Annotated in this window: 27 protein-coding genes and 1 tRNA gene; 24 read left to right on the top strand and 4 right to left on the bottom strand. The window is 42.6% G+C overall.

Annotated elements, in window-relative coordinates:
• The first annotated feature begins 21 nt into the window (after positions 1-21).
• Genes A7981_RS06980 through A7981_RS06895 form a run of 18 tightly spaced genes read left to right on the top strand, consistent with a single transcriptional unit; the run spans position 22 to position 18,021 of the window.
• Positions 22-1,074, top strand: a complete 1,053-nt coding sequence (locus tag A7981_RS06980; protein WP_217234064.1) for a putative sugar O-methyltransferase — start codon at positions 22-24, stop codon at positions 1,072-1,074.
• Positions 1,071-1,787: a pseudaminic acid cytidylyltransferase gene (gene pseF, locus A7981_RS06975; RefSeq protein WP_254258511.1), complete on the top strand. Its 717-nt coding sequence runs from the start codon at positions 1,071-1,073 to the stop codon at positions 1,785-1,787. The genes A7981_RS06980 and pseF overlap by 4 nt, the downstream gene beginning before the upstream one ends.
• The gene (locus tag A7981_RS06970; RefSeq protein WP_067265968.1) at positions 1,784-3,160 is read left to right on the top strand and encodes an NAD(P)-binding protein; all 1,377 of its coding nucleotides are present in this window, start codon (positions 1,784-1,786) and stop codon (positions 3,158-3,160) included. Before pseF ends, A7981_RS06970 begins: the two co-directional genes overlap by 4 nt.
• Before the next feature lie 41 nt (positions 3,161-3,201).
• The gene (locus A7981_RS06965; protein ID WP_067265965.1) at positions 3,202-3,939 is read left to right on the top strand and encodes a WbqC family protein; all 738 of its coding nucleotides are present in this window, start codon (positions 3,202-3,204) and stop codon (positions 3,937-3,939) included.
• Between the two features lie 25 nt (positions 3,940-3,964).
• Entirely contained in the window at positions 3,965-4,774 is an 810-nt protein-coding gene (locus tag A7981_RS06960) for a class I SAM-dependent methyltransferase (protein WP_067265962.1), read from the top strand.
• 11 nt (positions 4,775-4,785) lie between these two features.
• Positions 4,786-5,787 (top strand): PseG/SpsG family protein, encoded by a 1,002-nt coding sequence (locus A7981_RS06955; protein WP_067265960.1) that lies wholly within the window; start codon positions 4,786-4,788, stop codon positions 5,785-5,787.
• On the top strand, positions 5,762-6,727 hold the full coding sequence (locus A7981_RS06950; protein ID WP_067265957.1) for a hypothetical protein: 966 nt from the start codon (positions 5,762-5,764) through the stop codon (positions 6,725-6,727). Before A7981_RS06955 ends, A7981_RS06950 begins: the two co-directional genes overlap by 26 nt.
• A 26-nt stretch (positions 6,728-6,753) precedes the next feature.
• The gene (pseI, locus tag A7981_RS06945) at positions 6,754-7,806 is read left to right on the top strand and encodes a pseudaminic acid synthase (protein WP_067265954.1); all 1,053 of its coding nucleotides are present in this window, start codon (positions 6,754-6,756) and stop codon (positions 7,804-7,806) included.
• A gap of 3 nt (positions 7,807-7,809) precedes the next feature.
• The gene (locus A7981_RS06940; protein WP_067265951.1) at positions 7,810-8,853 is read left to right on the top strand and encodes a hypothetical protein; all 1,044 of its coding nucleotides are present in this window, start codon (positions 7,810-7,812) and stop codon (positions 8,851-8,853) included.
• Between the two features lie 10 nt (positions 8,854-8,863).
• Positions 8,864-9,769 (top strand): NADH dehydrogenase, encoded by a 906-nt coding sequence (locus A7981_RS06935; RefSeq protein WP_067265949.1) that lies wholly within the window; start codon positions 8,864-8,866, stop codon positions 9,767-9,769.
• Positions 9,770-9,775: 6 nt separating this feature from the next.
• Positions 9,776-10,705 (top strand): NAD(P)-dependent oxidoreductase, encoded by a 930-nt coding sequence (locus A7981_RS06930; RefSeq protein WP_067266660.1) that lies wholly within the window; start codon positions 9,776-9,778, stop codon positions 10,703-10,705.
• Positions 10,702-11,868, top strand: a complete 1,167-nt coding sequence (locus tag A7981_RS06925; RefSeq protein WP_067265946.1) for a glycosyltransferase family 1 protein — start codon at positions 10,702-10,704, stop codon at positions 11,866-11,868. The genes A7981_RS06930 and A7981_RS06925 overlap by 4 nt, the downstream gene beginning before the upstream one ends.
• Entirely contained in the window at positions 11,865-12,626 is a 762-nt protein-coding gene (locus A7981_RS06920) for a glycosyltransferase family 2 protein (RefSeq protein WP_067265944.1), read from the top strand. Before A7981_RS06925 ends, A7981_RS06920 begins: the two co-directional genes overlap by 4 nt.
• A gap of 11 nt (positions 12,627-12,637) precedes the next feature.
• On the top strand, positions 12,638-13,615 hold the full coding sequence (locus tag A7981_RS06915; protein WP_067265942.1) for an SDR family oxidoreductase: 978 nt from the start codon (positions 12,638-12,640) through the stop codon (positions 13,613-13,615).
• Positions 13,616-14,572: a glycosyltransferase family 4 protein gene (locus A7981_RS06910; protein WP_067265940.1), complete on the top strand. Its 957-nt coding sequence runs from the start codon at positions 13,616-13,618 to the stop codon at positions 14,570-14,572.
• Positions 14,573-14,621: 49 nt separating this feature from the next.
• Positions 14,622-16,547 (top strand): nucleoside-diphosphate sugar epimerase/dehydratase, encoded by a 1,926-nt coding sequence (locus tag A7981_RS06905; protein WP_067265938.1) that lies wholly within the window; start codon positions 14,622-14,624, stop codon positions 16,545-16,547.
• 23 nt (positions 16,548-16,570) lie between these two features.
• On the top strand, positions 16,571-17,452 hold the full coding sequence (gene galU / locus A7981_RS06900; RefSeq protein WP_067265936.1) for a UTP--glucose-1-phosphate uridylyltransferase GalU: 882 nt from the start codon (positions 16,571-16,573) through the stop codon (positions 17,450-17,452).
• A 20-nt stretch (positions 17,453-17,472) separates the two neighbouring features.
• Positions 17,473-18,021 (top strand): hypoxanthine-guanine phosphoribosyltransferase, encoded by a 549-nt coding sequence (locus tag A7981_RS06895; protein ID WP_067265934.1) that lies wholly within the window; start codon positions 17,473-17,475, stop codon positions 18,019-18,021.
• A gap of 11 nt (positions 18,022-18,032) precedes the next feature.
• On the opposite strand, the gene A7981_RS06890 is transcribed toward A7981_RS06895, so the two are convergent.
• The 4 genes from A7981_RS06890 to A7981_RS06875 all read right to left on the bottom strand — a co-directional run bounded on the left by A7981_RS06890 (position 18,033) and on the right by A7981_RS06875 (position 20,030).
• Positions 18,033-18,578 carry a YaeQ family protein gene (locus A7981_RS06890; protein ID WP_067265932.1) on the bottom strand — a complete coding sequence of 182 codons (546 nt, stop codon included), beginning with the start codon at positions 18,576-18,578 and terminating at the stop codon, positions 18,033-18,035.
• A gap of 3 nt (positions 18,579-18,581) precedes the next feature.
• The gene (locus A7981_RS06885; RefSeq protein WP_174545140.1) at positions 18,582-18,824 is read right to left on the bottom strand and encodes an RNA-binding S4 domain-containing protein; all 243 of its coding nucleotides are present in this window, start codon (positions 18,822-18,824) and stop codon (positions 18,582-18,584) included.
• A 146-nt stretch (positions 18,825-18,970) separates the two neighbouring features.
• Entirely contained in the window at positions 18,971-19,612 is a 642-nt protein-coding gene (locus tag A7981_RS06880; protein WP_067265930.1) for a peroxiredoxin, read from the bottom strand.
• A 333-nt stretch (positions 19,613-19,945) separates the two neighbouring features.
• A tRNA-Leu gene (locus A7981_RS06875) sits at positions 19,946-20,030 on the bottom strand.
• Between the two features lie 252 nt (positions 20,031-20,282).
• Here A7981_RS06875 and rnr point away from each other — a divergent pair.
• The 6 genes from rnr (at position 20,283) to A7981_RS06845 (ending at position 26,774) form a co-directional block, all read left to right on the top strand.
• Positions 20,283-22,577 (top strand): ribonuclease R, encoded by a 2,295-nt coding sequence (gene rnr, locus A7981_RS06870; protein WP_254258534.1) that lies wholly within the window; start codon positions 20,283-20,285, stop codon positions 22,575-22,577.
• On the top strand, positions 22,577-23,332 hold the full coding sequence (gene rlmB / locus A7981_RS06865) for a 23S rRNA (guanosine(2251)-2'-O)-methyltransferase RlmB (protein ID WP_067265927.1): 756 nt from the start codon (positions 22,577-22,579) through the stop codon (positions 23,330-23,332). Before rnr ends, rlmB begins: the two co-directional genes overlap by 1 nt.
• 127 nt (positions 23,333-23,459) lie before the next feature.
• Complete coding sequence (ndk, locus tag A7981_RS06860) at positions 23,460-23,885, top strand: nucleoside-diphosphate kinase (RefSeq protein ID WP_067265924.1); 426 nt, start codon at positions 23,460-23,462, stop codon at positions 23,883-23,885.
• A gap of 22 nt (positions 23,886-23,907) precedes the next feature.
• Entirely contained in the window at positions 23,908-25,026 is a 1,119-nt protein-coding gene (gene rlmN / locus A7981_RS06855; protein ID WP_067265919.1) for a 23S rRNA (adenine(2503)-C(2))-methyltransferase RlmN, read from the top strand.
• Positions 25,023-25,772 carry a type IV pilus biogenesis/stability protein PilW gene (pilW, locus tag A7981_RS06850; RefSeq protein ID WP_067265916.1) on the top strand — a complete coding sequence of 250 codons (750 nt, stop codon included), beginning with the start codon at positions 25,023-25,025 and terminating at the stop codon, positions 25,770-25,772. The genes rlmN and pilW overlap by 4 nt, the downstream gene beginning before the upstream one ends.
• A gap of 3 nt (positions 25,773-25,775) precedes the next feature.
• Entirely contained in the window at positions 25,776-26,774 is a 999-nt protein-coding gene (locus A7981_RS06845; RefSeq protein WP_067265912.1) for a RodZ domain-containing protein, read from the top strand.
• Positions 26,775-26,776 lie beyond the last annotated feature (2 nt).

The raw sequence follows: 26,776 nt of genomic DNA, 5'->3' as shown, positions 1-26,776 counted from the left end.
ATTAAGAAGATATTGAAAATTATGAATGAATATCCAGAGTTGTTACTTGCCATCGAAGACATGAAATTTCAGGATTCGATTTATCAGCCCTCGGCATTTTGGGAGGGGGCCTCACATCAGATAGTGCAAGAAATTTGCGAGGCTGGTATAGAAAACTTTAGATCTTTGCCAAAACCTCTGGGGTTTTTTGTTCCAACTTACGGGTCACCTGCCAATAGTTTTAGCTCTGAACAAATTAGCCAGCTAACTGACTTTTTCAGGAAATTCTTCCCCGATTTTGCAAAACCTACATTAGCGCTCGATCAGTTTCTCAGTGGCTATAATGCAGCTCTCTCAGATTATAGAGTCTTACTGGCTGCTGATGATGTTAGTAAGCTTCCTTACTTGCATACGTTCTCGGAGAGTCAAGTCGGGCAACCGGTCGAACATTGGGAGTTTGATGGGAAAAAATATAGCAGATCAGCGCTGAATTATATTCTTGGGCTTGCACTATTGAAGAAGCATATTGTCGATGTGCCGAGAACTGTACTTGAGATCGGTGGGGGATTTGGCACATTAGGTGAGGTGTTAGCACATTCAGGTATACAGGATATTCGCTACATTGACGTCGACATCCCACCGACGAGTTATATAGCCCAATACTACCTGACAGAGGTTCTTGGCAAAGAGAATGTAGCAACATATGCACAACTGAAAACAGAGCCGAGAATAGAAATTAATGCGCTTCCAGCAGCTTCTGTGCTTGCTTCATGGCAAATTGAAAAATTACAGGGGAAAGTCGATCTATTTGTTAACTTTATTTCTTTTCAGGAAATGGAGCCAGAGATCGTCAGCAATTACTTGCAACAGGTTGCTAGGCTCGAAACAACATGGATTCTTCTTAGAAATATGAGAGAAGGAAAACAGGTGCGTAAAAATCCTGGTGATGTAGGTGTAGATACACCGATCAAAAGTGAGGACTATTTATCCATGCTACCAGGGTATGAGCTGGTGGAACGTAATGTGTTACCTTATGGATATCGGACGGTAGACGGTTATCATTCTGAGATGCTGTTACTGAGACGCATAGCGTGACAAGAAAAACAATCGCAGTGATTCCCGCTCGCGGAGGGAGTAAAAGAGTTCCTCGTAAAAATATTCGCAATTTTCATGGTAAACCTATGATTGCGTGGACTATTGAAGCAGCTAGTTCTTCAGGATTGTTTGATCATATTATTGTCTCGACAGATGATAGTGAAATAGCAGACGTTGCTATGCAGTATGGCGCTGACGTGCCATTTGTTCGTCCCGCTGAATTGGCTGATGACTATGCCGGGACAGCAGAAGTCATTGCACATTCGACGCAGTGGGCTATTGATAATCTTGGCGCTATTGATGCGCTTTGCTGTTTATATCCAACAGCTCCTTTTGTTCAAGTTGATGATCTTAAACGGGGGTTTGATGCTCTTAATTCAGGGCAGTGGGAGTATGCATTCTCTGTCACTGAATTTGCTTCTCCAATTTTTCGCTCATTTAAACAGAGTGATTGTGGCGGATTAGAAATGTTTTTTCCGGAGCATTTTTCTAAACGTTCTCAAGATCTGCCAATGGCTCTTCATGATGCTGGCCAATTTTATTGGGGGCGCTCTGATGCATGGATTAATAAAAAACGCGTGTTTTCTGATACTTCATTTCCTATATTCATCCCACGTTGGCGAGTGCAGGATATAGATACAGAGGACGATTTTAGGCATGCAGAGCTAATGTTTGCTGCTTTTCAATCTGAATTTAAAAGATCTGAACAATGAAACCCAAGGTTGTGATTGTCGGTGGTGGATTTAAAGGCATAGTTGCATCTAAGTATCTTGCTGACCAAGGTGCCGAAGTCGTATTGATTGAGCATGGAAAGAACCTTGGAGGCATACATTTTTCTATACCATGGAATGGATTCCAACTTGATTTGGGATGTCATGTCTTTTCCAATGAAGATGACAATACAACCCAAATACTTTTAGACTTGCTTGGTGAAGAGCCACTAGGTATAAGCCCCGTGGTTAAGTCATTGTATCTGGGAGTTGAAACTCTAGGAATCGAATACCCTGATTTTAGTAATTATCCTGATACAGTAATTTCAAAGTGTTTATTTGATTTACTTGATCATGTTGCATCGAATGAGGGTCAGGTGTTGAAAGAGCCAGTTCTTGAGGAAACTCTGGATGAATTCTTAGCCAATCGATATGGCCGAGAAGTGGCTAATTTGCTCCGCAAGCCCCTTATGAAGATGCTGTTAGTGGAGCCAGAGTACTTATCCTCTCTGGCATTCTCTGCGATACCGGCTAGACGGGTAAGTCTAGTTAAGTCGGATGTAGCCGCATTGCTGAAAACCCATCCAGTACTGAATGAGCTTGTCTTGAGATCTAGTGCTGATGATCCAATGAGATATGTCAAAGATGTGGCTTCTGGTTTTCCGCACAGGTGTTTCTACCCAATGAATGGTGGAATGGGGGGGTTTGCACGAGCAGCAACAAGTCACCTGCAATCGTTAGGTGTGCAAATACGAACAGCAGTGTCTATTCAAGCAATTCATCAGGATAGGCATGATGAACTAAAAGTGGAATTAAATGATGGGGAATTCTTAGCGTGTGATCGCATATTCTGGACATCTAGCTCCAAAAATTTGTCAGAAACCTTAAAGTTGGATATAGATTTTTCGAAAACTACGCATTCAGTACCTATGGTGCTATTTTATTATGATGTTGCTCGAGATGTAGTGGGCCCATATTCATGGGTTCAAGATTTTAATCAAGATGATTTGACTTATAGAGCATCAACCCCTAGTACTTTTGGCAATGCAACTGCTCCCGATGGTCGTGCATACGCTCTTGCTGAAGTGCTTGCTAGTGAGGATAGCGAGATATATTTGAACCCAGATTTGTATATTAACCAAGTATGGGAGGAGTTGGTTAAGCTTGGCGTTACTACTGGGGAATTGCCAAGTAATTATAAGGTAATGAAAACTCCAGTGTCTTATAAATTTCCTACACTCGATTTTGTTCAAGCCAAGATTGCACTTGATGCAGAGCTGAATCATTATCCTAAGCTTCATTTGCTTGATGAGTGGATTTTTGGAAAAGCTGCCAGTGTGAAAGAGGTTGTGAATGTGCTTAGCCAAAATATTTGAGAACTGGCAGAAAAGTAATGAATAGATTAGAGCATTTTTAGATGACTACGATTGCGATAATGCAGCCGACTTTCCTGCCGTGGATAGGATACTTTGATTTAATTGATCAGGTTGATTACTTTGTTTACTTGGATACTGTCGAGTTCTCTAAGCAGAGTTGGCAACAACGTAATCGAGTCAAATCATCTCAAGGGCCTGTGTGGATATCACTTCCAGTTACTTATTCGAAAACATTAAAAACTACGATTAAAGACGCCGAAGTAGGAAATCTAGGTGTTTTCCATAAGTCAATCAATACGATTAAGCATTCATATGCTAAAGCCAGGTTTGCAAATGAACATTTGCAGTGGATTATTGACTGGCTTGCTCGGATTCAGCAAGGTGAATCTCTAGCAGACATCAATATCGATTTTATCGAGAAAATATGTCAAAAGCTTTTAATTGATACTCCGCGAGTGAGAGGACATGACGTGCCGCATAATCCGACTCGGCATGGTCGTTTGATTGATATTTGCAAGCACTTTAATGTGGATCGATATATATCACCTATGGGTGCTTATTCTTATTTGACTGAAGATGCCTCCTATTTTGAAGAGGCTGGTATAGAGATAGTATTTCATACTTATAATCATCCTGTTTACCGACAGTTGCATGGTGACTTTACTTCTTATTTGTCGATGATGGATTTGCTACTCAACGAAGGGGATGATTCGTTAGATATTATTCGTACTGGCCGCTTAGCACCAAGAAAATTTTCCGAAATGGCCGCAAGCATTTAATTGTTTTATTTTTGTAAAGATCAAAATGTCAATTTATAAATTTTCTGATTTTGTGGAAGTCTACCGAGCTAAGGCTAAATCTAAGGATATAAATGAGCTTACCGGTAGAACTGGCAGACCAGACTTAACTAATTTCGTTATAGATAAAGTTATATCAAAATTTGCATTCAAAAAAGACGATGTAGTCGTTGATATTGGTTGCGGAGATGCTTTATTGCTGCAGAAAATTAGCCAAAAGAATGTTGATGGAAGAATAGGGCGCTTAATAGGGGTATTGCCCACGATAGAAGAAATTATAAAGGTTCATGGCCACCTTCTCATAAAAGATCCGTCAGCTTCAGGGAAAATATCTATTGAGCTGGGTCTGTTAGACAACTTAAGCAACATCCCGGATAACTACTCGGATAAAACTATCTCTAATTCTACGTTTCATATCCTCCAAACGGAAGTTGTAGTTGACCAAGCTTTGGCTGAAGTCAAGCGCATTACCAAAAAAGGTGGAGTCATTTTTATTGGGGAATTGCCCGCAGTAAATGAGTTTGATGGGAAGAATTATGGAGATTCTATATTGCAATGGTTGTACTGGGTTTTGAAAAATCAAGGATTTAAAATGTTTTGGCTAAGGTTAAAACAGACTTTAATCGGTATTTTTAGTAAAGAACCTTTTATTATCGCGCCTAAAAGAATTTTTTACATGAAGCCTGAAACATTTGTCAGAAAATTAGAAAACCTAGGTTTTAAGGTAGCTGATTTTCATAAACATATTGAAATCGATACAAACGGAAATGAGCATGAAAGTTTGACTCGATGGGATTATTTGCTGATTAATCAGTAAGGCATAGAGAAATGCCAAGATTTCTAATTTTGACTGACTGTGGCAGCCATGTTGGCTATGGACATATCAATCGGTGTACATCAATTAAAACTGCATTATTGCAACGAAATGCTCAAGTGTTCACTGCTGTCTATCATTTAGGGGTTGATGCGATAGATAGTGATTGGGAGGGGTGTTGGGAAAATAGTATATCTGAGCTTATTAGTAAATTCTCACCAACTCACATACTTGTCGACTCATTTAGAGTAGATGAAACATTTTTTAAAAACCTAGCTTCGTTGCCTTTAAATCTTGCCATTATTGATGACTTTCCCGAGAGAGATCATCAAAAAGGTGTGGTCATTAACTGGACTGTCGGTGCGGAACTGGATTCTTTTATCCCTCGCCAACGGGAAGTTGTTTATTTATTAGGTTCAAATTATTGCTGCCTTAGAACTGAGTTTCTTCAAGCGATCCCTAGAAAGAACAAAAGCGGCAAACTAAAGGTGTTAGTGACTTTTGGGGGGAGCGATATTCGAGGTTTATCACTTCCGATGGCTGATTATTTGAGTAGAGCTCACCCTGAGTTATCTGTTAGTTTGGTGCTGGGTGCGGGGACATCATCTGATGTAGTTGAGCAATTTCCAAGGCAGGTGGCGATATATAGAAATTGTTCTGCTCGCGAGATGTGCCATTTGATGGATGACTCTGATTTTGCAATTTGTGGTGGGGGACAGACTTTATATGAGATGGCTTCTAGAGGGTTGCCACCAATAATTACTCCATTAATCGATAATCAGATGGCCGATATTAACGGATTCACCAGTCGCAATTTCGGCTTAAAGACGGAGGAGTGGGACAGTCCATGTCTAATGACATCAGTAGAGGATGCGATAAAAAAAATGCTGGATCCGCAAGTGCGTTCAGTACATGCAAGCAGAGGGCTTGACTTAGTGGATGGTAAGGGGCTGGCACGGTTAGTGTCTGTTCTGTTAAAGGATCATTACGATGAATCAATTGTTGATTGCTCGTAGAGCGTCTGCGGTTTTATACAACTTTCTTATAAATCATGCCGATGAGGCTAGCGTATACCTAATACCAGCAAACATTTGCCCAATAGTACCCGCTATATTTATTAAGGCTGGAGTACGTATTATCTTTATAGATATCTCTCTTGAAACATATTGTATTGATTGGAGTAAATGCGAAGAATGGGCTAATACTCACGAAGAGAGTATATGTCACATACTATATGCCCATAATTATGGCTATGTAGACCCTAATTTTGGGAATAAATTGGCACGATGGAAAGGTTTGTTTCCAGATTCATTGGTTATTGATGATCGCTGCTTAGCAGAGCCTAGTTTTCTAAAGCAAAATGAATTGTCTGATATAGAGTTATATAGCACGGGTTATTCGAAGTTGCTAGAAATTGGCCATGGTGGCTGGGGCATTATTAAGAATCAGCTTAAAAGTGTGAAATGGAGTGATGACTTCGATCAAGAGGCTCATGAACATCTTCTTGATTTATTTCACAATGCATTAGATTTTAATAATAAAGTTGATGTGGATTATTCTGCGTATTGGCTTGACCAGCGGAAACCAATAATAACTGCTGGTAAATTACCTACACTCATCAAGGATGGTTTGCATCAATCGTTAGAACGTAAGAAAAGACTAAACACTATATATGCCCAATATTTGAATGAGTGGGCATTGCCTAACACCTTTCAACTCTGGAGGTTTAATTTATGGGTTGAGGACGCTGAAAGTTTGATCAAGCATGTTTTCGAGCATGGACATTTTGCAAGCAGGCATTATCAATCATTTGCTTTCTTATTTGATCAGAAAGTACCGCTAAACTCTGCCTTATTGGGACGCCATATTATTAATTTATTTAATGATCATCGATATGATGAAGTGAAAGCAGTAGAACTAGCTGAGCTGATTAGAGATTATTTGAGTAAGAAATAAAGATCATAATATAAGAGATAACAAAGATGAAAATAGATAAACATAATATTGGTTTGGGTTGCCAGCCATTTATCATCGCTGAAATGTCTGGTAACCATAACCAATCTCTTGAGCGAGCATTGGAGATTGTCGAAGCTGCTGCTAAATCAGGCGCACATGCTCTAAAAATTCAGACCTACACGCCGGACACCATGACTTTGAATTTGGATGAGCGTGAATTTCATATTAGTGATCCAAAAAGTCTTTGGGCAGGTACGTCTCTATATAAGTTATATGGGGAGGCATATACACCTTGGGAGTGGCATAAACCGATCTTTGATCGTGCAAAAGAGTTAGGCATGATTGCTTTTAGTACGCCTTTTGATGATTCAGCGGTAGATTTTTTAGAGACATTGAATGTCCCTTGCTACAAAATTGCCTCTTTCGAAAACACTGATTTACCTCTGATCCGTCGCGTAGCTGCTACAGGCAAACCGTTGATTATTTCAACAGGCATGGCAACACTTGCAGAACTCGATGAAACGGTGAGAGCGGTTAGGGAGGCCGGTTGTAAAGATTTGATTCTGCTAAAATGTACAAGCACCTATCCAGCAACCCCTGAAAATACAAATATTTCTACTATTCCTCATATGAGAGAAATGTTTAGCTGTGAAATAGGATTGTCTGATCATACCATGGGCGTTGGTGTTTCCGTTGCGAGCGTTGCTTTGGGTGCAACAGTTATTGAGAAACACTTCACACTGAATCGTGCAGATGGTGGAGTGGACAGCACTTTTTCGATGGAGCCAGCTGAGATGGAGCAGCTTGTCATTGAGACAGAGCGTGCATGGAAGGCATTAGGTAAAATTAGCTATGGACCGACAGAGGCTGAGAAAAAGTCTCTACAGTATAAGCGGACGCTGTATGTGGTAAAAGACTTGAAATCTGGAGATGTACTTACAGCTACAAATGTGAAGGCAATACGACCAGGCTTGGGGTTGCCACCCAAATACATGAATATAGTCTTGGGTATGAGGGTGACAAGCAACATTGAAAAGGGAACACCCGTTGCATGGCATATTTTAAAAAATAATGAGTGATGAATGTTTAAGTTTTTAGGGAATAGAGATGTGAGTCATCTTCACAGAAGCAGCTATTCAGCAAATCTCCCACTAGCAATAAAAAATATTATTTTGCCATACATAAATAATATAAAAGTTCGAAGTGAGGCAGATTTTTATGGGGCAAGCCATAATATTTCGGAGTTTGTTGGTGTTGCGATTAAGAACACTTTATCATCATGGTCTCATGGGTGGGGGACCGCTGCATTGAAATTTCCCGAGCAGATTGCTTGGGATCAAGCGTGGAAGCTTCATCGACTAGTTAGGACGAATAAGGTCAAAAATTTTCTCAGTAATAATGGAATTAAGAATGTTGTAGCGGTAGGTTTGCCAATAATTTATACAGAAAATAAACACATTCATCGCTCTAATGGGAGCATTCTTTTCATGCCTGCTCATTCATTAAGTTATGTAGATATTGATCCACAAATTGACGAAATGGTGAGTTTCGCAATCAATATGAGATCTGCAGGGAAGTATGTTTGTTTCTGTATTCATGATGATTGTTTACGCCATGGGAAAATTATACCGTTGCTTGACAGTTATCACTTGGATTGGTTTGTCGGGTCGTCAATCTATGACTCGAATTCCTTACAAAGAATGAGGAATATATTTAGTTTTTTTGAAGTTGTGGCTAGCAATACAATTGGATCTCATTTTGTTTACTCGCAATTATTCGGGGCGAAATTCTTCTTTCATGAGCCATATTTTGAATTTAAGTCTGAGCAGTTTCTTAAATCGCCTGTCTTAGGTAAGAAAAATGAGTTGCGACATTACTTGATGGATCAATCAAGTTATAAAATCGTGAAAGAAAAATATCCTAGTTATTTTCAAGGATATGCAAACGCAGTTTGTGATCAAGTGTTCGCGGAAATTGAATGCGGCGTACCAGATCATGTTGAACCAAAGGAGTTAGTTGGGCTACTGGGTTGGAGTTTAAAAGATCAAGTTCTGTATTCGTTGCCATATTACAGTTCAAAAATGGTTAATAAAGTTAAAGCAAAAATTACAAGAAAGTCCTCTTGAATTGAGCATCATGCAAAAAATAAAACAACTCTTTTTGTTCCTCATTCGATTGGAGGCAAGAATAGCCTCTATGCAAAGCGCATTGGGGAGAATTGAGGCTAGACAAAATATATTGTTAGATCATATGGAAATAGCTAACGCAGAATTTAAAGTGTTCTCCCAATGGGGTGAAGATGGAGTTATTCAGTACCTCATAAGTAAAGTTGCAATTAAATCTCCTGTATTCGTGGAATTCGGTGTTGAGAATTACACTGAGTCAAACACTCGTTTTTTGCTGACCAACAATAACTGGTCGGGGCTTGTGATTGACGGTTCAGAAAAAAATATCAATTATATTAAGGCTGATCATATTTATTGGCGCCATAACCTTAAAGCGGATTGTGCATTTATTACAAAAGATAATATCAATCAGATTATCGAGAGGAATGGTATTCAAGGGGAGATAGGGCTTTTATCTGTCGATATTGATGGTAATGATTATTGGGTTTGGAGTGCGATTAATGTAGTGAATCCATGCATCGTAGTCTGTGAGTACAATAGTTTGTGGGGTGCCACGAAGGCTGTAACTACTCCCTATGATCCTTCTTTTACTCGCGGTGCAAAACATTACTCTAATCTTTATTATGGTGCTTCAATTCAGGCTTTAACTATCCTTGCTAACGAAAAAGGTTATTCTTTGGTTGGTAGCAATAAGGCAGGTAATAATGTTTTCTTTGTGCGCAATGATTTACTTGGTGACATTAAGACATTAAAAGCAAATGAAACTTGGGTTAAGTCTGAATTCCGAGAGTCAAGAGATAAGCACGGAAATTTAACATTTCTTGATTTTGATCAAAGATTGGATTTACTTGCAGAGCTACCACTTTTTGATATTGATTTGCAGCAAACTACTTCAGTTAAACAGTTATTTAACTAAATGACTATGAATTCTATCTGGATTACTGGTGGTAAGGGCTTTATCGGACGGAATCTGGCTAAGACCATTGCGAGTAACCAAAAGAAGGTATTTGGGATTGGGCATGGTTCTTGGTCCCAAGAAGATTGCATACAATGGTCTTATGAGTCATGGATGAATGCTGAAATTGATTTTGCAAGTTTAAATCATCTAGCTTCTCAAGCTGGCTTGCCAGAAACCATTTATCATCTTGCTGGAGGCTCAGCAGTTGGTCCTTCGATTCAAAATCCATATGAAGACTTTCAGCGTACTGTTGATACTACAGCTCGTTTGTTGGAGTGGGTAAGGCAAGTTTCGCCAAAAACAAAGGTGATAGGTACCTCTAGTGCGGCTGTTTATGGTTCAAGTTTCGACTGTCCCATCAAAGAAAATGATTTAGGACATCCTTATTCTCCCTATGGTTTTCACAAAAGTATGTTGGAGAAATTATTTGATTCATATCGTGAATCGTTTGATCTCAATACTACTATTGTGAGGTTGTTTTCAGTGTATGGTGCCGGTCTTGAAAAGCAGTTGCTTTGGGATATATGTCAGAAATTATCCAAGTCTGAAGGCGATAAAATAGTCTTAAATGGAACTGGTATGGAGCTAAGGGATTGGTTGCATGTTTCCGATGCAGCAAATTTACTATGCAGTCTTGGGAATCGAGATGTGTCGCTGGATGTTATAAATGGCGGTACTGGTATAGCAACATCAATTCACAGTGTGGCAAAACTTGTGGTCGCAGCTTGGGGGAAGCACCACGCAGTTGAATTTAGTGGAGTTGCTAGAAAAGGTGACCCTCAAAGTTTAGTCGCTGATACTAGTTTGGCAACGAGCTTTGGGCATAATGCTCAGGTGCCGCTTGCTGAAGGCATAAAAGAAGTAGTTGACTGGTTCAAAGTGAGAAAGCATTGACGAGTATTGGGTTTAGCTTGATAGGTGGCCGCACTTGGGTTGGTGGCTTGAATTATCAGGTAAACTTAATAAAATCAATATTGGAGTATGAACATGTGCGTATTCAGCCAGTGCTTTTCATGGGGCTGGATGTTAGTTCAGATATTCTGACAAGATTCTCTGGTATTCATGGGTTAATCATGGTCCAGTCAGAGGTGTTTAATCAAGATAATAAGTTACCTCGTTTACTCAAAGCTCTGGTTTGGGGGATTGACCAATCTACTGCAGATATTTTTGCGCAGCATCAAATTGATGTGGTATTTGAATCAGCAGATTTTTATGGCTGGCGTTTCCCATTTAAAGTAATCGCATGGATTCCTGATTTGCAACACCGACGTCTCAGACATTTATTTGGTTTCCTCGCTTACTGGAAGCGTGAAATTGGGTTTCGTGTACAAATTGCTGGTGGCCGTCACATTATGTTGAGTAGTGAAGATGCAAGGTCAGATTTCCTTAAATTTTATTCTTTAGCATTGGAAAAAATCCATGTTGTAAAGTTTGCAGTACCTGTTGAATTGGTTAATCAGAGGCCAAAAGATGTGATTGATGAGTATGGTTTACCAGAGCATTTTTTTTATATGCCAAATCAATTTTGGCGACATAAAAATCATGAGTGTGTAGTTCAAGCACTTAATATTCTAAGGCGTGATGGTAAAGAAGTTGTTATTGCTGTGTCTGGCAACCAGAATGACCATAGAGATAAAACCTACTTTCCTAAAATAAAAGCAATGGTTGAGGCTTATGGTCTTGAGCCTTATTTTAGGACTTTAGGGGTGATCCCCTATCAGCACGTTCAAGCGCTAATGCAAGCAAGTGCAGCAATCATTAACCCCTCTAGGTTTGAAGGGTGGAGCACAACTGTTGAAGAAGCGAAATCTTTAGGTGTAGGGATGATATTGTCTGATTTAAATGTACATAAAGAGCAGGCTGGAGATGATGCAATTTATTTTGATGCTAATAATCCTGATCAGCTAGCTGAATTGTTGCTCAATTATAAACAGCTATCTTTAGAAGAAAAATTTCAATCAAGCGCATCTGCATTAAGCCAATCGAATTTACGGGTAGCTACTTTTGCTAAGGTATTTTCAGACATGGTGGTAAAGATTCAATCTGGAAAACTATGAAAATATCAATTGTTACGGTTTGCTTCAATAGCGCTAATACTATTGCTGATACCATTGAATCAGTTGCCACTCAAAACTATGCTAAGAAAGAGCACATTATCGTTGATGGCTTATCTAAAGATCTCACAATGGATATTGTAAGTGCTGCAGCCAGCGTGTCTCATTATGTTTCTGAGGCTGATAATGGCATTTATGATGCTATGAATAAAGGCCTAAAAATGGCGACAGGTGAAATCATTGGGTTATTAAATGCGGATGACTTTTATGCCTCCGAGACAGTGCTTGCGGAAGTTGCTGAAGTCTTTGAAAACCCTAGTGTGGATGCGTGTTATGCAGATCTTGTGTATGTAAATCAGCAATATACTGACAAGGTCGTACGATACTGGAAATCACGAAGTTTTATCCCTGGACTATTCAGAAAGGGATGGATGCCTGCACACCCCACTTTTTTTGTGCGGCGGAAGGTGTACGAAAATTTGGGTGATTTCAATCTTCAGTTTCCTAGGCAAGCTGATTTTGAATTAACAATGCGCTTACTTGAGGTGAACAGGATCAAGTCAGTTTATGTTCCAAAGATATGGGTTAAGATGCGTGTGGGCGGTACATCGAATAATAGCGTTAAGGGAGTACTTAAAGGAAACCTTGAGGCCTACAAGGCGTGCAAGCTACATGGGCTGGATGTAGGTCCATTTTTCATAGCTCGTAAAATATTGTCCCGTTTACCACAATATTTTATCCGCCCTAAAATAACGGCCTGAATAACTCTGTAATGTCTTTACCATTAAGAGTTTTGGTTACCGGTGCAAATGGTTTTGTTGGTAGAGCGCTGTGTAGGAAGCTCAGTAAGCAAAATTATGAAGTCTTAGCATATACACGGACGCCAAGGACCTTTGATGATGGAATTATCAATTTAGTTATACCTGCATTAGATGCAACAACAGATTGGTGTCCTGCATTAAATCAGATAGACGTTGTTTTTCATCTTGCCGCACGCGTGCATGTTATGCATGAAGTCGTCAGCGATCCGCTGGCCATCTTTAAGGAGGTTAACCTTTATGGTACTAAGAATCTGGCGCAGCAAGCGGCGAAATTTGGTGTTAAAAGATTTGTTTATGTGAGTTCCATAAAAGTTAATGGTGAATTTACAGAAGGCAAACCATTTGTTGAATCGGACAATCCGAATCCGCAAGATTCTTATGGAGTTTCCAAGTGGGAAGCAGAGCGGGTCTTACACGAAATCTGTCGTGAAACTGGAATGGAGCTTGTTATTGTCAGGCCACCTTTGGTTTATGGACCTGGGGTAAAAGCTAATTTTTATAAATTACTTCAACTAGTGAATAAAGCTTTGCCATTACCACTGGGGTCGATTAAAAATCGTCGCAGCATGGTTTATGTAGAAAATCTGGTAGATGCTTTGATTTTATGTGCGACTCATCCTAAAGCTACAAGTCAAACTTATTTGCTCAGCGATGGACATGATGTTTCTACCCCTCAGCTGATTAGCGATATTGCATTAGCCATGCAGCGACCAAGCAGAGTTTTCCCACTTTCGCTTTCGCTTATGCGATTCGGTGCTAAATTACTTGGTAGATCAACTGCTGTTGACAGGCTTACTCAATCGCTGGAGATTAATGGTTCTAAAATCAGGAACGAACTTGGTTGGCAGCCGCCTTACACAATGAAGCAGGGATTGCAAGCTACAACTGACTGGTTTAGAGAGTTGAATAGCGGGCCAAAGGCCAAATAAATGATTGATGTTATTTTTAGTTTTTCTCTAACCTTATTGGGTTTGTTTTTATTGCTCAAAACCAAGCTAAAGTTTTTAGCCACAGACAAACCCAATAATCGTTCATTGCATACGAAAATCACGCCTAGAACTGGCGGTTTGGCGATGATGTTTGGTGTCTTGATTACATGGGTGCTCAGTGGTGTGTCTTGGGAATGGTTGCTATTGCCACTGGTGCTGATAGCCATTTCGCTGATTGATGATATTCGTGGGTTAAAAGCACGCTGGCGCTTTCTAGCTCAAATTGTAGTTTGCTCAGTATTTCTTGCGCTTCACCCTTCGAACGTTACTCTATGGGTTATGCCCTTATTATTGCTCGCAATGGTTTGGATGGTGAATCTCTATAACTTTATGGATGGCTCCGATGGATTGGCAGGGGGCATGGCATTTTTTGGATTCAGCACATACGCTATTGCTGCGTATATTTCAGGGCACTCTGAGTTGGTTATGTTATGTGCAAGTTTAGCTAGTGCAAGTTTGGCATTCCTGATATTTAATTTTTATCCTGCAAAGATTTTTATGGGGGACTCAGGCTCCATCCCTCTTGGGTTTTTTGCCTCAGCAATTGGTTTATGGGGGTGGCAACAATCCCTTTGGCCATTTTGGTTTCCAATACTCGTTTTTTCGCCATTTATTGTCGATGCGACAGTGACTTTAATAAAGAGGTTGTTTGCGCGAGAGAAAGTGTGGGAGGCGCATCGTAATCATTATTATCAACGAATTGTACAAATGGGGTGGGGACATGCGAAGACTGCAATAGTTGAATATGTATTAATGCTGGGTATATCGATTAGTTCTTTGATTGCTATTAAAGTATCCCAAGTATGCTTTTTTGTTTTTATTTCTTGGGCGGTGGTCTATGTAGTTCTAATAAGAATTATTGATGGTAGGTGGAATGATTTTTCTGCCTCAAGATAAGTCAGTTTGCGTAGAATGTTATAAAACATAGATATAGGAACTATAAAAATTGCCAAAAGTTAAAAGGGGCCCTACTGAATTTACCCACCTCAAACGTTTAGCGAACCCTCGTACTGCTTCTGCAGTCGTTCATGATATCGTTGCTGCAATTTTTGCTTGGTATATCGCATTTGCCTTACGATTCAATTTCGAAATTCCTTCTTCATTTATTGAAACTCTAACCTATACTTCATTGTGGGTTGTGCCTTTACAAGTATTCTTTTTTATCAATTTTGGTTTATATCGAGGCGTTTGGCGTTTTGCCAGTTTGCCTGACCTCAAACGAATTCTCTTGGCAGTCGCTACTGCTGCTTTTATTGTTGTTGCTTTAATCTTTATGTTCAAACCGCATGTGATTGTGCCTCGGTCGGTGCTTATCCTTGATCCGATATTGCTGTTATTATTTATGGGGGGGAGTAGATTTACTTACCGTTATTGGAAAGAGCACAAGCTGTATGGGCTCACCACCATGATTGGCAAACCGGTGCTCATTCTGGGAAGCGGAGATGTAGCAATTACCTTGCTGAAAGATTTGGCAAAAAGCCATGAGTGGCGTGTCGTGGGCTTGCTTGGTAATGACAAGACAATGTTTGGTCGCGAACTGTTTGGCGTTAAGGTGCTTGGGAACATGACGGAGCTTCCCGAATTTGCAGATAGATTGAATGTACAGCATGTGATTATTGCGATGCCTGATGTTACGCAACAGATTCGTCGCAATGCGGTGAATCTTGCAAAAGACAATAATCTTACTGTACTTACCGTGCCTTCATTTGATGATCTCATGAGTGGTAAGGTCAGTATCTCCCAGATTAGACCTGTCGATGTGGAGGATCTTCTAGGGCGAGAGTCAGTCAAGCTGGATGATGATGGACTGCATGAGTTACTGGATGAGCGAGTTGCAATGGTAAGCGGGGCGGGCGGTTCCATAGGCTCAGAATTATGTAGGCAAATCGTTAAATACAGACCAAAAACGCTAGTATGTTTTGATATCTCAGAATTTTCTCTTTACCGACTCGAACAGGAGTTCTCAAAGCATTTAATTCCTGCCCAAGTAATCTATGTGGTGGGAGACATTAAGAACGAAAAGCGTTTGAAAACGGTATTGCAGAAATATAAGCCATCCGTCGTGTTTCATGCGGCTGCCTATAAGCATGTGCCCATGATGGAAGCAGAGAACGTAACAGAAGCCTTGTCGAATAATGTGGTTGGTACCTACACGCTGGCAAAAGTCTGCAAAGAGATGGGTGTTGAGAAATTCGTGCTTGTCTCTACCGATAAGGCAGTCAATCCGACTAACGTGATGGGTGCCAGTAAACGGTTGGCCGAGATGGTCTGCCAAGGCTTGCAGGATAAATCCGGTACAAGGTTTGTGATTGTTCGATTCGGTAACGTGCTTGGTAGTAGCGGTAGCGTGATTCCTAAATTTCGAGAGCAGATTGCTGCCGGTGGTCCTGTGACCGTCACCCATCCTGATATCACGCGCTACTTTATGTCTATCCCCGAGGCTGCGCAGCTGGTGATGCAGGCCGGGCTTATGGGGACTGGTGCGGAGGTATTTGTACTTGATATGGGCGAGCCTGTCCGTATTGCTGATCTTGCACTAGATATGATCCGATTATCAGGGTTACATGAAAGTGAAATAGAGGTTAAATATACTGGTTTGCGTCCTGGAGAGAAACTTTATGAGGAACTCCTGGCCGATGACGAACTCACATTACCAACACCGCACGATAAGCTTCGTATTGCTGTAGCCAGATCAGCGGATAAGGCATGGGTAAAAGCATTGCTTAAATGGATAGAGAGTACGATTGTGTTGGATGAAGTCATCATTAAACAAGAGTTGAAGATGTGGGTGGAAGAATATACGGGCGATATTCATGCTGATAAACAGAACCATCAGGTACCGCTAGCGCCAAGATCTTCAACTGTTCATTAGGATTTAGAGAGGGTTTTAAAAAATTGAATAAAATAACAAAAGCTGTTTTTCCCGTGGCAGGTTTAGGGACACGTTTTCTGCCAGCCACTAAAGCAAGCCCCAAAGAAATGCTGCCTATCGTTGATAAACCCTTAGTTCAGTACGCTGTCGAAGAAGCAATCGCGGCTGGTGCAACAGAGCTTATCTTTATTATTGGGCGTAATAAACGCGCGATTCCTGATCATTTCGATAAATCACTTGAGCTAGAGTTATCGCTTAAAGCAAGCGGCAAGACTGAAATACTAGAGCAGATGCATGGCATCATCCCTAAGGGCGTTTCTTGTATATACATTCGCCAACCAGAAGCCTTGGGTCTTGGACACGCTGTTTTGCTAGCCAAGCCGGTAGTGGGCAATGAACCTTTCTCCGTCATTCTTGCCGATGATTTGATTCATTCGGAAGGCACGCCCGCAATGGCGCAAATGGTTGAGTTATTCAGAAAACAAGGTAACTCAGTATTAGGCGTTGAGGATGTGCTGCCAAGTGAGACCGGTAGTTACGGTATTGTCGATGCTGTTGAAGTAGAACCGAATATATTAAAGCTGAATGGCATTGTAGAGAAGCCTAAACCGGCAGATGCGCCATCTACACTAGCTGTCGTTGGTCGTTATATTCTGACACCACGGATTTTTGAGTGTTTGGAGAATGTGCAGCCAGGTAAAGGCGGTGAAATTCAGTTAACAGATGGTATCGCTGCACTTATGGCACATGAGCGTATTTTGGCATTCCGTTTTGAAGGCAAGCGGTTTGACTGCGGTAGCAAGCTTGGGTACATGAAAGCCAATGTAGAGTACGCACTGCGTCACCCCGAGATTGGTGGGGAGTTTCTGGATTACTTGCGTAAAGTTAAGCCAACACTAACTTGATTGCTATCAAGGGTACCTAATTGTCGAATAAGAAAATCTTACCTGAACAATTACTTGCAGACTCAGTTCTTGTTCATGGTGAGGAGGTTGTTAATCTCGCGGTTGATCGATTAGCCCAAGAGCTAAATCAAAACTTGCATGATGCTTGTCCGCTTGTGATGTGTGTCATGGGTGGAGCTGTGGTATTTTCCGGGCGATTATTGCCCAAGTTGAATTTCCCATTGGAATTTGACTATGTGCAGGTTAGTCGTTACCACAATCAAATTGCTGGGCAGCAGCTGGATTGGAAAGTCTTGCCTCGTGATAACGTTCAAGGGCGCACCGTATTGCTGCTTGATGACATTCTTGATGAAGGCCATACCTTGGTCGAAATCAAGCGTAAATGTCTAGAGCAGGGCGCTGAAAAAGTCATTATTGCAGTACTTGCAGAGAAAGATACAGGAAGAAGCAAGCCAATTACAGCCGATTTTGTAGGGCTTACCGTTCCGAATAAGTATGTTTTTGGTTGTGGGATGGATGTTTATGGCTGGTGGCGTAACCTGCCAGCGATCTATGCTTTAAAAGATTAGGCTTTAAAAGATTAGCCGTTAGCGGGTTTTTTCAGTATCTGTGGTGTAATCTCAATTGTGCCAGTTTCAGAATTCAACCAGATTGTTCCATCCTGAATATTGCAACTGAGCGACATGGTGCGCTCGGTTAACGCTGATAGGCCTGCCGTGTCTGGTAAATTGATAATCGTCAGGTGGTTCTGCTTGGTCAATGACTTTTCATTCTGACTCCACCACATGTCAGCTGTTCTACCCCCATAAAGTATCACAGCCACATGCTTCGCACGTCCACAGGCTTTACGTACTTCGCGTTCGTCAGGCAGGCCAACGTCTATCCATAATTCAATTGCGCCTGTCAGGTCCTTTAACCATAGATCAGGCTCATCCTCGGCACTCAAGCCTTTAGCAAAAGCCATTGAATCTTCTGCAAATAAGATGAAGGCGATCAAGCGTACCATCATGCGTTCATCTGTCTCTGATGGATGCCTTGCGATCGTCAGATTATGCTGCGCATAGTAATTGCGATCCATATCCGCGATTTGCAGGTCTACTTTATGGATGGTTGATTTTAGTGCCATGCTTTAGATTCCATCTTCCGAATGAAGTGATGCTGGAAGGACCGTAATGGTTGTTCCCTCACATTCAACGATTTGTCCTGCACGGATTTTTGCTGTTTTTCTAAGGTCGACCTCACCATCTACTTTGACTAATCCTTCAGCAACCATGGTTTTACCGCGACCCCCACTATCTGCCAGCCCAACCAGTTTTAACAGGTTGCAAAGCTCGACATATTCGTTGCGCAAGGAGAATTCAATAGTGTGCATGGCTTTAATTCTGAGTTAATAAATGATGGATGTTATCGCAGGCGGAAGTATGGCATGAATCGCATGTTTTCTCATGCGATTGGCAATAGAAAACCCCATAACGCCTCCCTTTGTATGCATGGGAAGGCTCTTATGGGGTTGAGTGATTACTTATTAGGTTGTGGAGTCAAGCGTAAATAAGGTTTGACCGCTTTAAAACCTTTAGGGAATTTTGTTTTCAACACTTCTGGGTCGGTAATTGATGGCACGATGACAACGTCATCCCCATCTTTCCAGTTCGCTGGTGTTGCTACACTATGGTATTCCGTCAACTGCAATGAATCGATCACGCGTAATAGCTCATCAAAGTTTCGGCCTGTGCTCGCGGGGTAGGTCAATGTCAGACGAATCTTCTTATTGGGGTCAATGATAAATACAGAGCGAACTGTAGCTGTCGTGCTGGCATTGGGATGTATAAGGTCATACAGATTCGATACCTTTTTGTCCTTATCCGCCAGAATAGGAAAGTTAACGGTAGTGGATTGTGTCTCGTTGATATCTTTGATCCAACCATGATGCGACTCGACTGGGTCAACAGATAACGCAATGGCTTTTACATTGCGCTTTTTGAATTCACCAGCCAGCTTGGCTGTGGCGCCTAATTCTGTTGTGCAAACCGGCGTGTAATCTGCCGGATGGGAAAATAGGATCCCCCAGCTATCACCAAGCCATTCGTGGAATGAAATAGAGCCTATGCTTGAATTTTGGGTGAAGTCGGGCGCTGTATCGCCTAGTCTTAATGTTGCCATTTTATTCTCCTACTTTATTTAATTATATGCTGTTAATTTAAGCATATCTTATAGCGCTTTTATATGATTCTTTAGTATTAATATATAGCGAGCTTATATATAGCAGCTTTTGCTTAAACTGGATTTTTTTGATAAGGAAGACGATATTGATGCCTGATTTTTACGGAATTTCTCCATATTTAAGTCAGCGTCTTGTATCAGTGGGATTTGTAGTTCGCGAGCCTAACCGAATGGTAAAGCATAACAATTACGTGCGATAATAAGCCCAATGACTTACATGCTATTCATGTAGGAATCACACACTATTGAAATATGTATGCAATATAGTGACTGTGGTGCCCAGAAGAGGACTCGAACCTCCACACCCGAAGGCACATGGACCTGAACCATGCGCGTCTACCAATTCCGCCATCTGGGCTTACAAAGAGCGCAAATTTTATAGGAAAGACATACTTTGTCAACGAGAAAAAAACAGCCAGTGGGCCCCGCTAATAATAAAAAGAAATCCTTCGCAGATAAGGGCGCGCCTACTAAAGCGAAAAGTCCGCGTGCAGCGACTCAGGCTGGGTCTGGGAAGGTGGTGTTAAGTCGGCAGGCTGATCCATATGCCAAGCGTGAGGCTGAGAACTATGAGAATCCTTTACCTAGTCGTGAATTCATCCTAGATAAAATGACTGAACAGGGTGTGCCTGTCAGTGTGGAGCAGCTTTATGAGTTGCTGCACATCGGTGAGGATGAGCAGATCATCTTTAATCGCAGGCTGAACGCGATGGAGCGCGAAGGTCAGATCATGCGTAATCGCAAAGGTGCGTTATGTATCGCCGAGAAGTTACACCTGATTGCAGGCAAGGTGCAGGGGCATCCCGATGGTTTCGGTTTCCTTGTCCCTGATAATGGCGGCGATGATTTGTTCCTGAGTGCCAGAGAAATGTCAGAGGTGATGCACGGTGACCGTGTGATGGTAAGGCAGGCCGGATTTGACCGCCGTGGCAGACCTGAGGGCAAGATCGTCGAGGTGCTGGAAAGACCAACGACTAAGCTAGTCGGTCGAGTGATACGTGAGCAGGGTGTCACGATTGTTGCTGCAGAAGATAAGCGCATCAATAAAGATATCCTCATTCCTTATCATTTGGATATGGATGCAAAGAATGGCCAGGTTGTGATGGTGGAACTTACTACGCAACCAAGTGCGCATGCCAAACCGATGGGTAAGGTTGTCGAGGTGCTGGGCAATTATGCTGATTCTGGTATGGAAATCGAAATTGCCTTACGTAAACATCAATTGCCATATGAATTCTCACATGAAGCTACAAAATTAGCAGAGAAGTACCCGAAGTTAGTACAGCCTGCAGATTACAAAGGCCGGATAGATTTAAGAGAAATGCCGCTTATCACCATTGATGGTGAAACCGCGCGCGACTTTGACGATGCCGTGTTCTGCGAACCGCAAGGTAAAGGCTGGCGCTTGGTAGTCGCGATTGCGGATGTGAGCTTTTATGTGAAGCCCGGTGATGCGCTGGATAAAGAGGCTTATGACCGCGGCAACTCGGTGTACTTCCCTCGGCGTGTGATTCCCATGTTGCCAGAGGCACTTTCAAATGGACTATGTTCATTGAACCCTGATGTCGAGCGCATGTGTATGGTATGTGACATGCAGGTAGATGGTAATGGTACCGTTAAACGCTATAAATTCTACCCATCGGTGATGCGGTCAAAAGCGCGTATGACTTATACCAAAGTCTATGAAATGCTGACTGACCCGGAAAGCCCGCTGGTAAAAGAAAATGCTTGGTTAATGCCACATGTGCAGCATCTGTATGCGCTTTACAAGATACTGCTGGCAGCACGTGAAAAGCGTGGCGCGATTGAGTTCGATAGCCAAGAAACCCTCATGATCTTCAACGATAACGGCAAGATCGAGAGAATTGATGCCACATCAAGAAATGATGCGCACCGCCTGATTGAGGAGTGCATGCTGGCTGCTAACGTTTGCGCTTCAGACTTTCTTAAGGAAAATGAACATCCTGCGCTTTACCGTATTCATGAAGGGCCAACTCCTGAGAAGTTGGAAGCCTTACGCACGTTCATGGGAGAGTTTGGTTTTGGTGTAGGCGGCGGCGATACACCACACGCTAAAGATTACGGAAAATTACTGGCGCGCATCAAAGGGCGCCCAGATGAGCAGCTTTTACAGACGGTTTTGCTACGCTCCATGCAACAAGCGGTATATAGCCCGGATAATATCGGCCATTTTGGTTTGGCCTATGAGTCATACGCACACTTTACTTCCCCGATTCGCAGATACCCTGATCTTTTGATTCACCGTGCGATTAAAGCGGTGCTCAACGGTGAAAAATACAAGGCAGGCGATTGGAACGCGCTGGGCCAGCATTGCTCAATGACAGAACGCCGCGCGGATGATGCCACGCGCGATGTGAACGCATGGCTCAAGTGCTTTTACATGCAGGATAAGATCGGTGAAGTATTTGATGGCACTGTGGCTGGCGTGACCAGTTTCGGTTTGTTCGTTGCGTTAGATGGTATCTATGTAGAGGGCTTGGTGCATGTCACAGATCTCGGCAACGATTATTTTATCTATGATAAAGCGCGGCATGAGATGTCTGGCGAGCGTACCGGTGTAAAATACCGTCTAGGTGACCGCTTACGCGTTAAGGTTAGCCGTGTCGACCTCGAAACCAGTAAGATCGACTTCACCTTAGCGCCACTGGATGGCTTTGTTGAAGAGGCATCGACGGATACTGGTACGAGAAAACCTAAAAGCTTGTCTGCAAAAAGTACAACTTCGCCTTTCGATAAACCTTCCGGTTCTCGTAGTCATCAAGCTAAAACGTCAGCCAAGTCACCGCGTAAAGCAGGTACGAGTAACCCCTTGGAGAAATCGACTGCTAAAAAATCAATCGCTGGTAAAACTGGCGCCAGAAACAAGAAAGTAAGTAAAAGATAATGAGTGACACCCGTATTTTATTTGGCTTTCATGCGGTATTAAGTCGCATGAGACAACATGCTGCAAGTATTCAAGAAGTATTGATCGATCGTGATCGTGTAGATGCGCGCATGAAAGATTTATTAAACATGGCCGACTCAGCGGGCGTGCGACTGATGCAGGTTGAGCGTTCGCGCCTTGATGGTATGGCTGGTCCGAATGGTAGGCATCAAGGTGTCATCGCACGCGTGATCGACACGCCCATTCCTTACAAAGATATTCACGATATTCTGGAGTCTGATTTAACTGAAGCGCCATTTTTCCTCGTGCTTGATGGCGTCGAAGATCCACATAATCTTGGTGCCTGTCTGCGTGTGGCAGATGCAATGGGTGTGCATGCAGTCATCGCCCCTAAAGATAGAGCAGTGGGTTTAAATGCTACCGTGCGTAAAGTGGCTTGTGGCGCAGCCGAGACTGTGCCATTTATCGCGGTCACTAATCTTGCGCGCACGTTACGAGAACTTAAAGATGCTGGCGTCTGGATAGTAGGTGCCGCCGCCGAGGCCGAGCATGATCTTTTTGCGACCAAGTTTGAGGGCCCCATTGCATTAGTGCTAGGGGCAGAGGGCACAGGTCTTCGACGCATCACTGCTGAAACTTGCGATGCGCTGGTTAGCATTCCCATGTTCGGTAGCGTAGAAAGTTTGAACGTTTCTGTTGCAAGTGGAATCTGTCTCTATGAGGCACGTCGCCAACGCAATTTAGTACCGAAATAATGCCGCCTATTTGTGGGTGTTATATGCAGGTAAAGGTTTATTTTAAGCCGTTAAAATGGTATTTTAACGGTCTTTTCCCCCGTAGTATTTTAGTAGTAATTTAAATGTCTTAACTTTTGGAGTAATCATGGCTGTTGAACGTACCCTTTCTATTATCAAACCTGATGCTGTTGCAAAAAACGTCATCGGTAAAATCTATACACGTTTTGAAGATGCTGGCTTGAAGATCATCGCTTCAAAATTAGTTCACCTTTCACAAGCAGATGCTGAAGGTTTCTATGCTGTGCACAAAGCGCGCCCATTCTTTGCTGACTTAGTAAAATTCATGATTTCAGGCCCAGTTGTGATTCAAGTGCTTGAAGGTGAAAACGCAGTATTGAAACACCGTGATCTGCTTGGCGCTACTAACCCTAAAGAAGCTGCTGCCGGCACTATTCGTGCTGATTTTGCTGAAAGCATTGATGCTAACGCTGTTCATGGTAGTGATTCAGCTGAGAATGCAGCGATTGAGATTGCTTACTTCTTTGCATCATCAAACGTTTACAGCCGTTAATTTCGCTGTAAGACAAGGTTAAATGTCAGTCAATCTGCTCAACTTCGATAAGCAACAACTCACTGAATACTTTGAAAGTATCGGTGAGAAGCCTTTTCGCGCCAAGCAATTGATGCGTTGGATGCATCAATTTGGTGTGCTTGATTTTGAACAGATGACCGACATTGCCAAACCGTTGCGTGAGAAGCTTGCACGCGAAACCAGTATTACGCCGCCGACCGTGCAAATCGAGCAGATTTCCAACGATGGAACACGTAAATGGTTGATAGATACAGGCGCTGGTAATGGTGTGGAAACCGTATTTATCCCGGAAGATGCACGCGGTACCTTATGCATTTCATCTCAAGTGGGATGTGCGCTTGAATGTACATTTTGCTCAACCGGTAGACAAGGTTTTAACCGTAATCTTAATGTTTCAGAAATCATCGGGCAGCTATGGCTGGCTAATCAGTCCCTGCGCCAAGATGCCGATTATGGTTTGCTTGCCAAAGATGACCGTATCATCAGCAATGTTGTCATGATGGGTATGGGTGAACCGCTGGCTAACTATCGTAATGTAGTCACAGCGCTTCATATCATGCTGGATGACGCTGCGTATGGCTTGAGCCGTCGTCGCGTGACACTTTCAACTTCTGGTCTTGTGCCTGCGATGGACAAGCTACGTGAAGATTGTCCGGTTGCGCTAGCTGTTTCCTTGCATGCACCCAATGATAAGCTGCGTGACGAGATCGTACCGATTAACAAGAACTACCCCATTGCTGAATTGATGGCTGCGTGCCAACGTTACCTAGAAAAAGCCCCACGTGATTTTGTGACCTTTGAGTATGTCATGCTGGATGGGGTAAACGATACGCAGGCACATGCGAAACAATTACTTGAAATCGTCAAGGATGTACCCTGCAAATTCAATCTGATTCCTTTTAATCCTTTCCCTGATAGTGGTTACGATACCTCCACGCCTGATAATATCCGGCGATTCCGCGATATCTTGATGCAAGCTGGCTATGTCGTCACAACGCGCAAAACACGTGGTGAGGATATTGATGCAGCATGTGGTCAACTAGCGGGTAAAGTGCAGGATAAAACCAAGCGTACTGAGCAGCGAATATTACGTAAGATTCATTTGGAGAGTGCTGCATGAAGCGTTTTGTTGTTCTTGGGTTGCTATTTACATTATTAGGTTGTGCTGAGCAACAAACGCGCCAATATGGAACTGAGTCACCTTCACGTGAGCGTGCGCGTGTTCACACAGAATTAGGCGCAGGCTATTATGGGCAGGGCCAGTTGCCTATCGCGCTGGAAGAGTTTCAAGAGGCCGTGAGAATAGATTCATCCTATGCTCTGGCTTATAACGGGCTTGGGCTTGTTTATGCTGCCTTAAAAGAGGATAGCAAGGCTGATAGTAATTTCAGAAGAGCCATCCAGCTTGATTCTAGTAATCCTGAGTCCCATAATAATTATGGCTCATTTTTGTGCTCCCGCAATCGAGTCGATGAATCAATCGCACAATTCTCAGAAGCCTTTAAAAATCCTTTATATGCCACTCCTGGTATTGCATACATGAATGCAGGCATCTGCTCTCTGAAAAAACCGGACGAGAAAAGTGCAGAGATGTACTTTGAGAAAGCACTGGCTGTTCAACCTATACTTTATCAGGCAGCGTATCAGCTGGCTTTAATACAATTCAATCGTGGTCAGGCCGGGCTAGCTGGGGAAACCTTGCGACTTGCTTTAGCGAGTGCTGATCCGACTGCTGATGTGCTTTGGCTTGGTGTGCGCATCCAGCGTGCGCTTGGAGATAAGAGTCTTGAGACTGCTTATGCCATACAGTTGAGAAAGAGGTATCCAAGCTCTGAGCAGACAAAAGCTTTGATTTCAGGACGATAAAGTATGGTTGAAGAATTAAACGCTAACTTTGAGGCAGCTTCGGCACCAAGTGCTAAATTGGGTGTCCTGCTTCAAGCGGCAAGGGAAGAGAAAAAGCTCTCGCTAGAGGATGTATCAAACAGGTTACGTCTAAGCTTGCGTCAGATCAAAGCTTTGGAAAGTGACGATTTTGCAATTCTGCCTGAAGCTACTATTACGCGAGGCTTTATCCGCAACTATGCGCGTTTGCTGGAAATAAATCCTGAGCCTTTGCTGGATATATACAGGGTATATGCGCCATCAGAGGTGAGCCACTCGATTACGCTGCAATCAGCCAATATATTGATATCAAGCACCAGAAAACCGGTGTGGATCAAGTATATCGTAGGTAGTATCTTGATCGCCTTGGCTTTGGGTGCCTGGGTGGTGTATATGGATTATTTCCATCATATGGAGGCAGAGCAGCCCGTTGCAGTTTCTTCTGAGGATAGTGCGCAACTGCCGCCTGATGATAGTTCAGTTTCTAATGAGCCGATGCCTGAAGTTGCCTTGCCCTTTGCCGAGCGAGAAGCGGCGGCTGACACAGCATCCGATCCGATTGTTATTCAACAATCAGCACCACCTGTTGAGCCTGTAGTGGAAAAGCCAACTGTGCCAGCTATCGCTCCTGTGGTGCCTACTCCCGCTGTGCCTGCTGGTGCCTCACCAATTACATCACCAAGTGCCACTACCTCTCCTAACACATCTGTAAATACAGTAGTGCAACCTGTAGCATCAACGAAACCTGTTATGAAAATTCGGCTGACTGTAAACGATACAACATGGGTGAGTGTCATTGATCAAGCTAATAATGAGATTGTGAACAGGACGATTCCTGCAGGTGGCGTGCAACGCGTAGAGGCTGCGCCGCCGATTAAAGTGGTCATTGGCAATGCTGAAGGTGCGCAATTGACGGTAAACGATAAACCTTTTGACCTGAGCCCATATAATAAACTTAACGTGGTACGGTTGATGTTGGAGTAATC

It is taken from the genome of Methylovorus sp. MM2, assembly GCF_001648895.1.
GTDB lineage: Bacteria > Pseudomonadota > Gammaproteobacteria > Burkholderiales > Methylophilaceae > MM1.
Note: the sequence above shows the minus strand (reverse complement) of the source record. Positions and strands in the feature narration are given on the sequence as shown.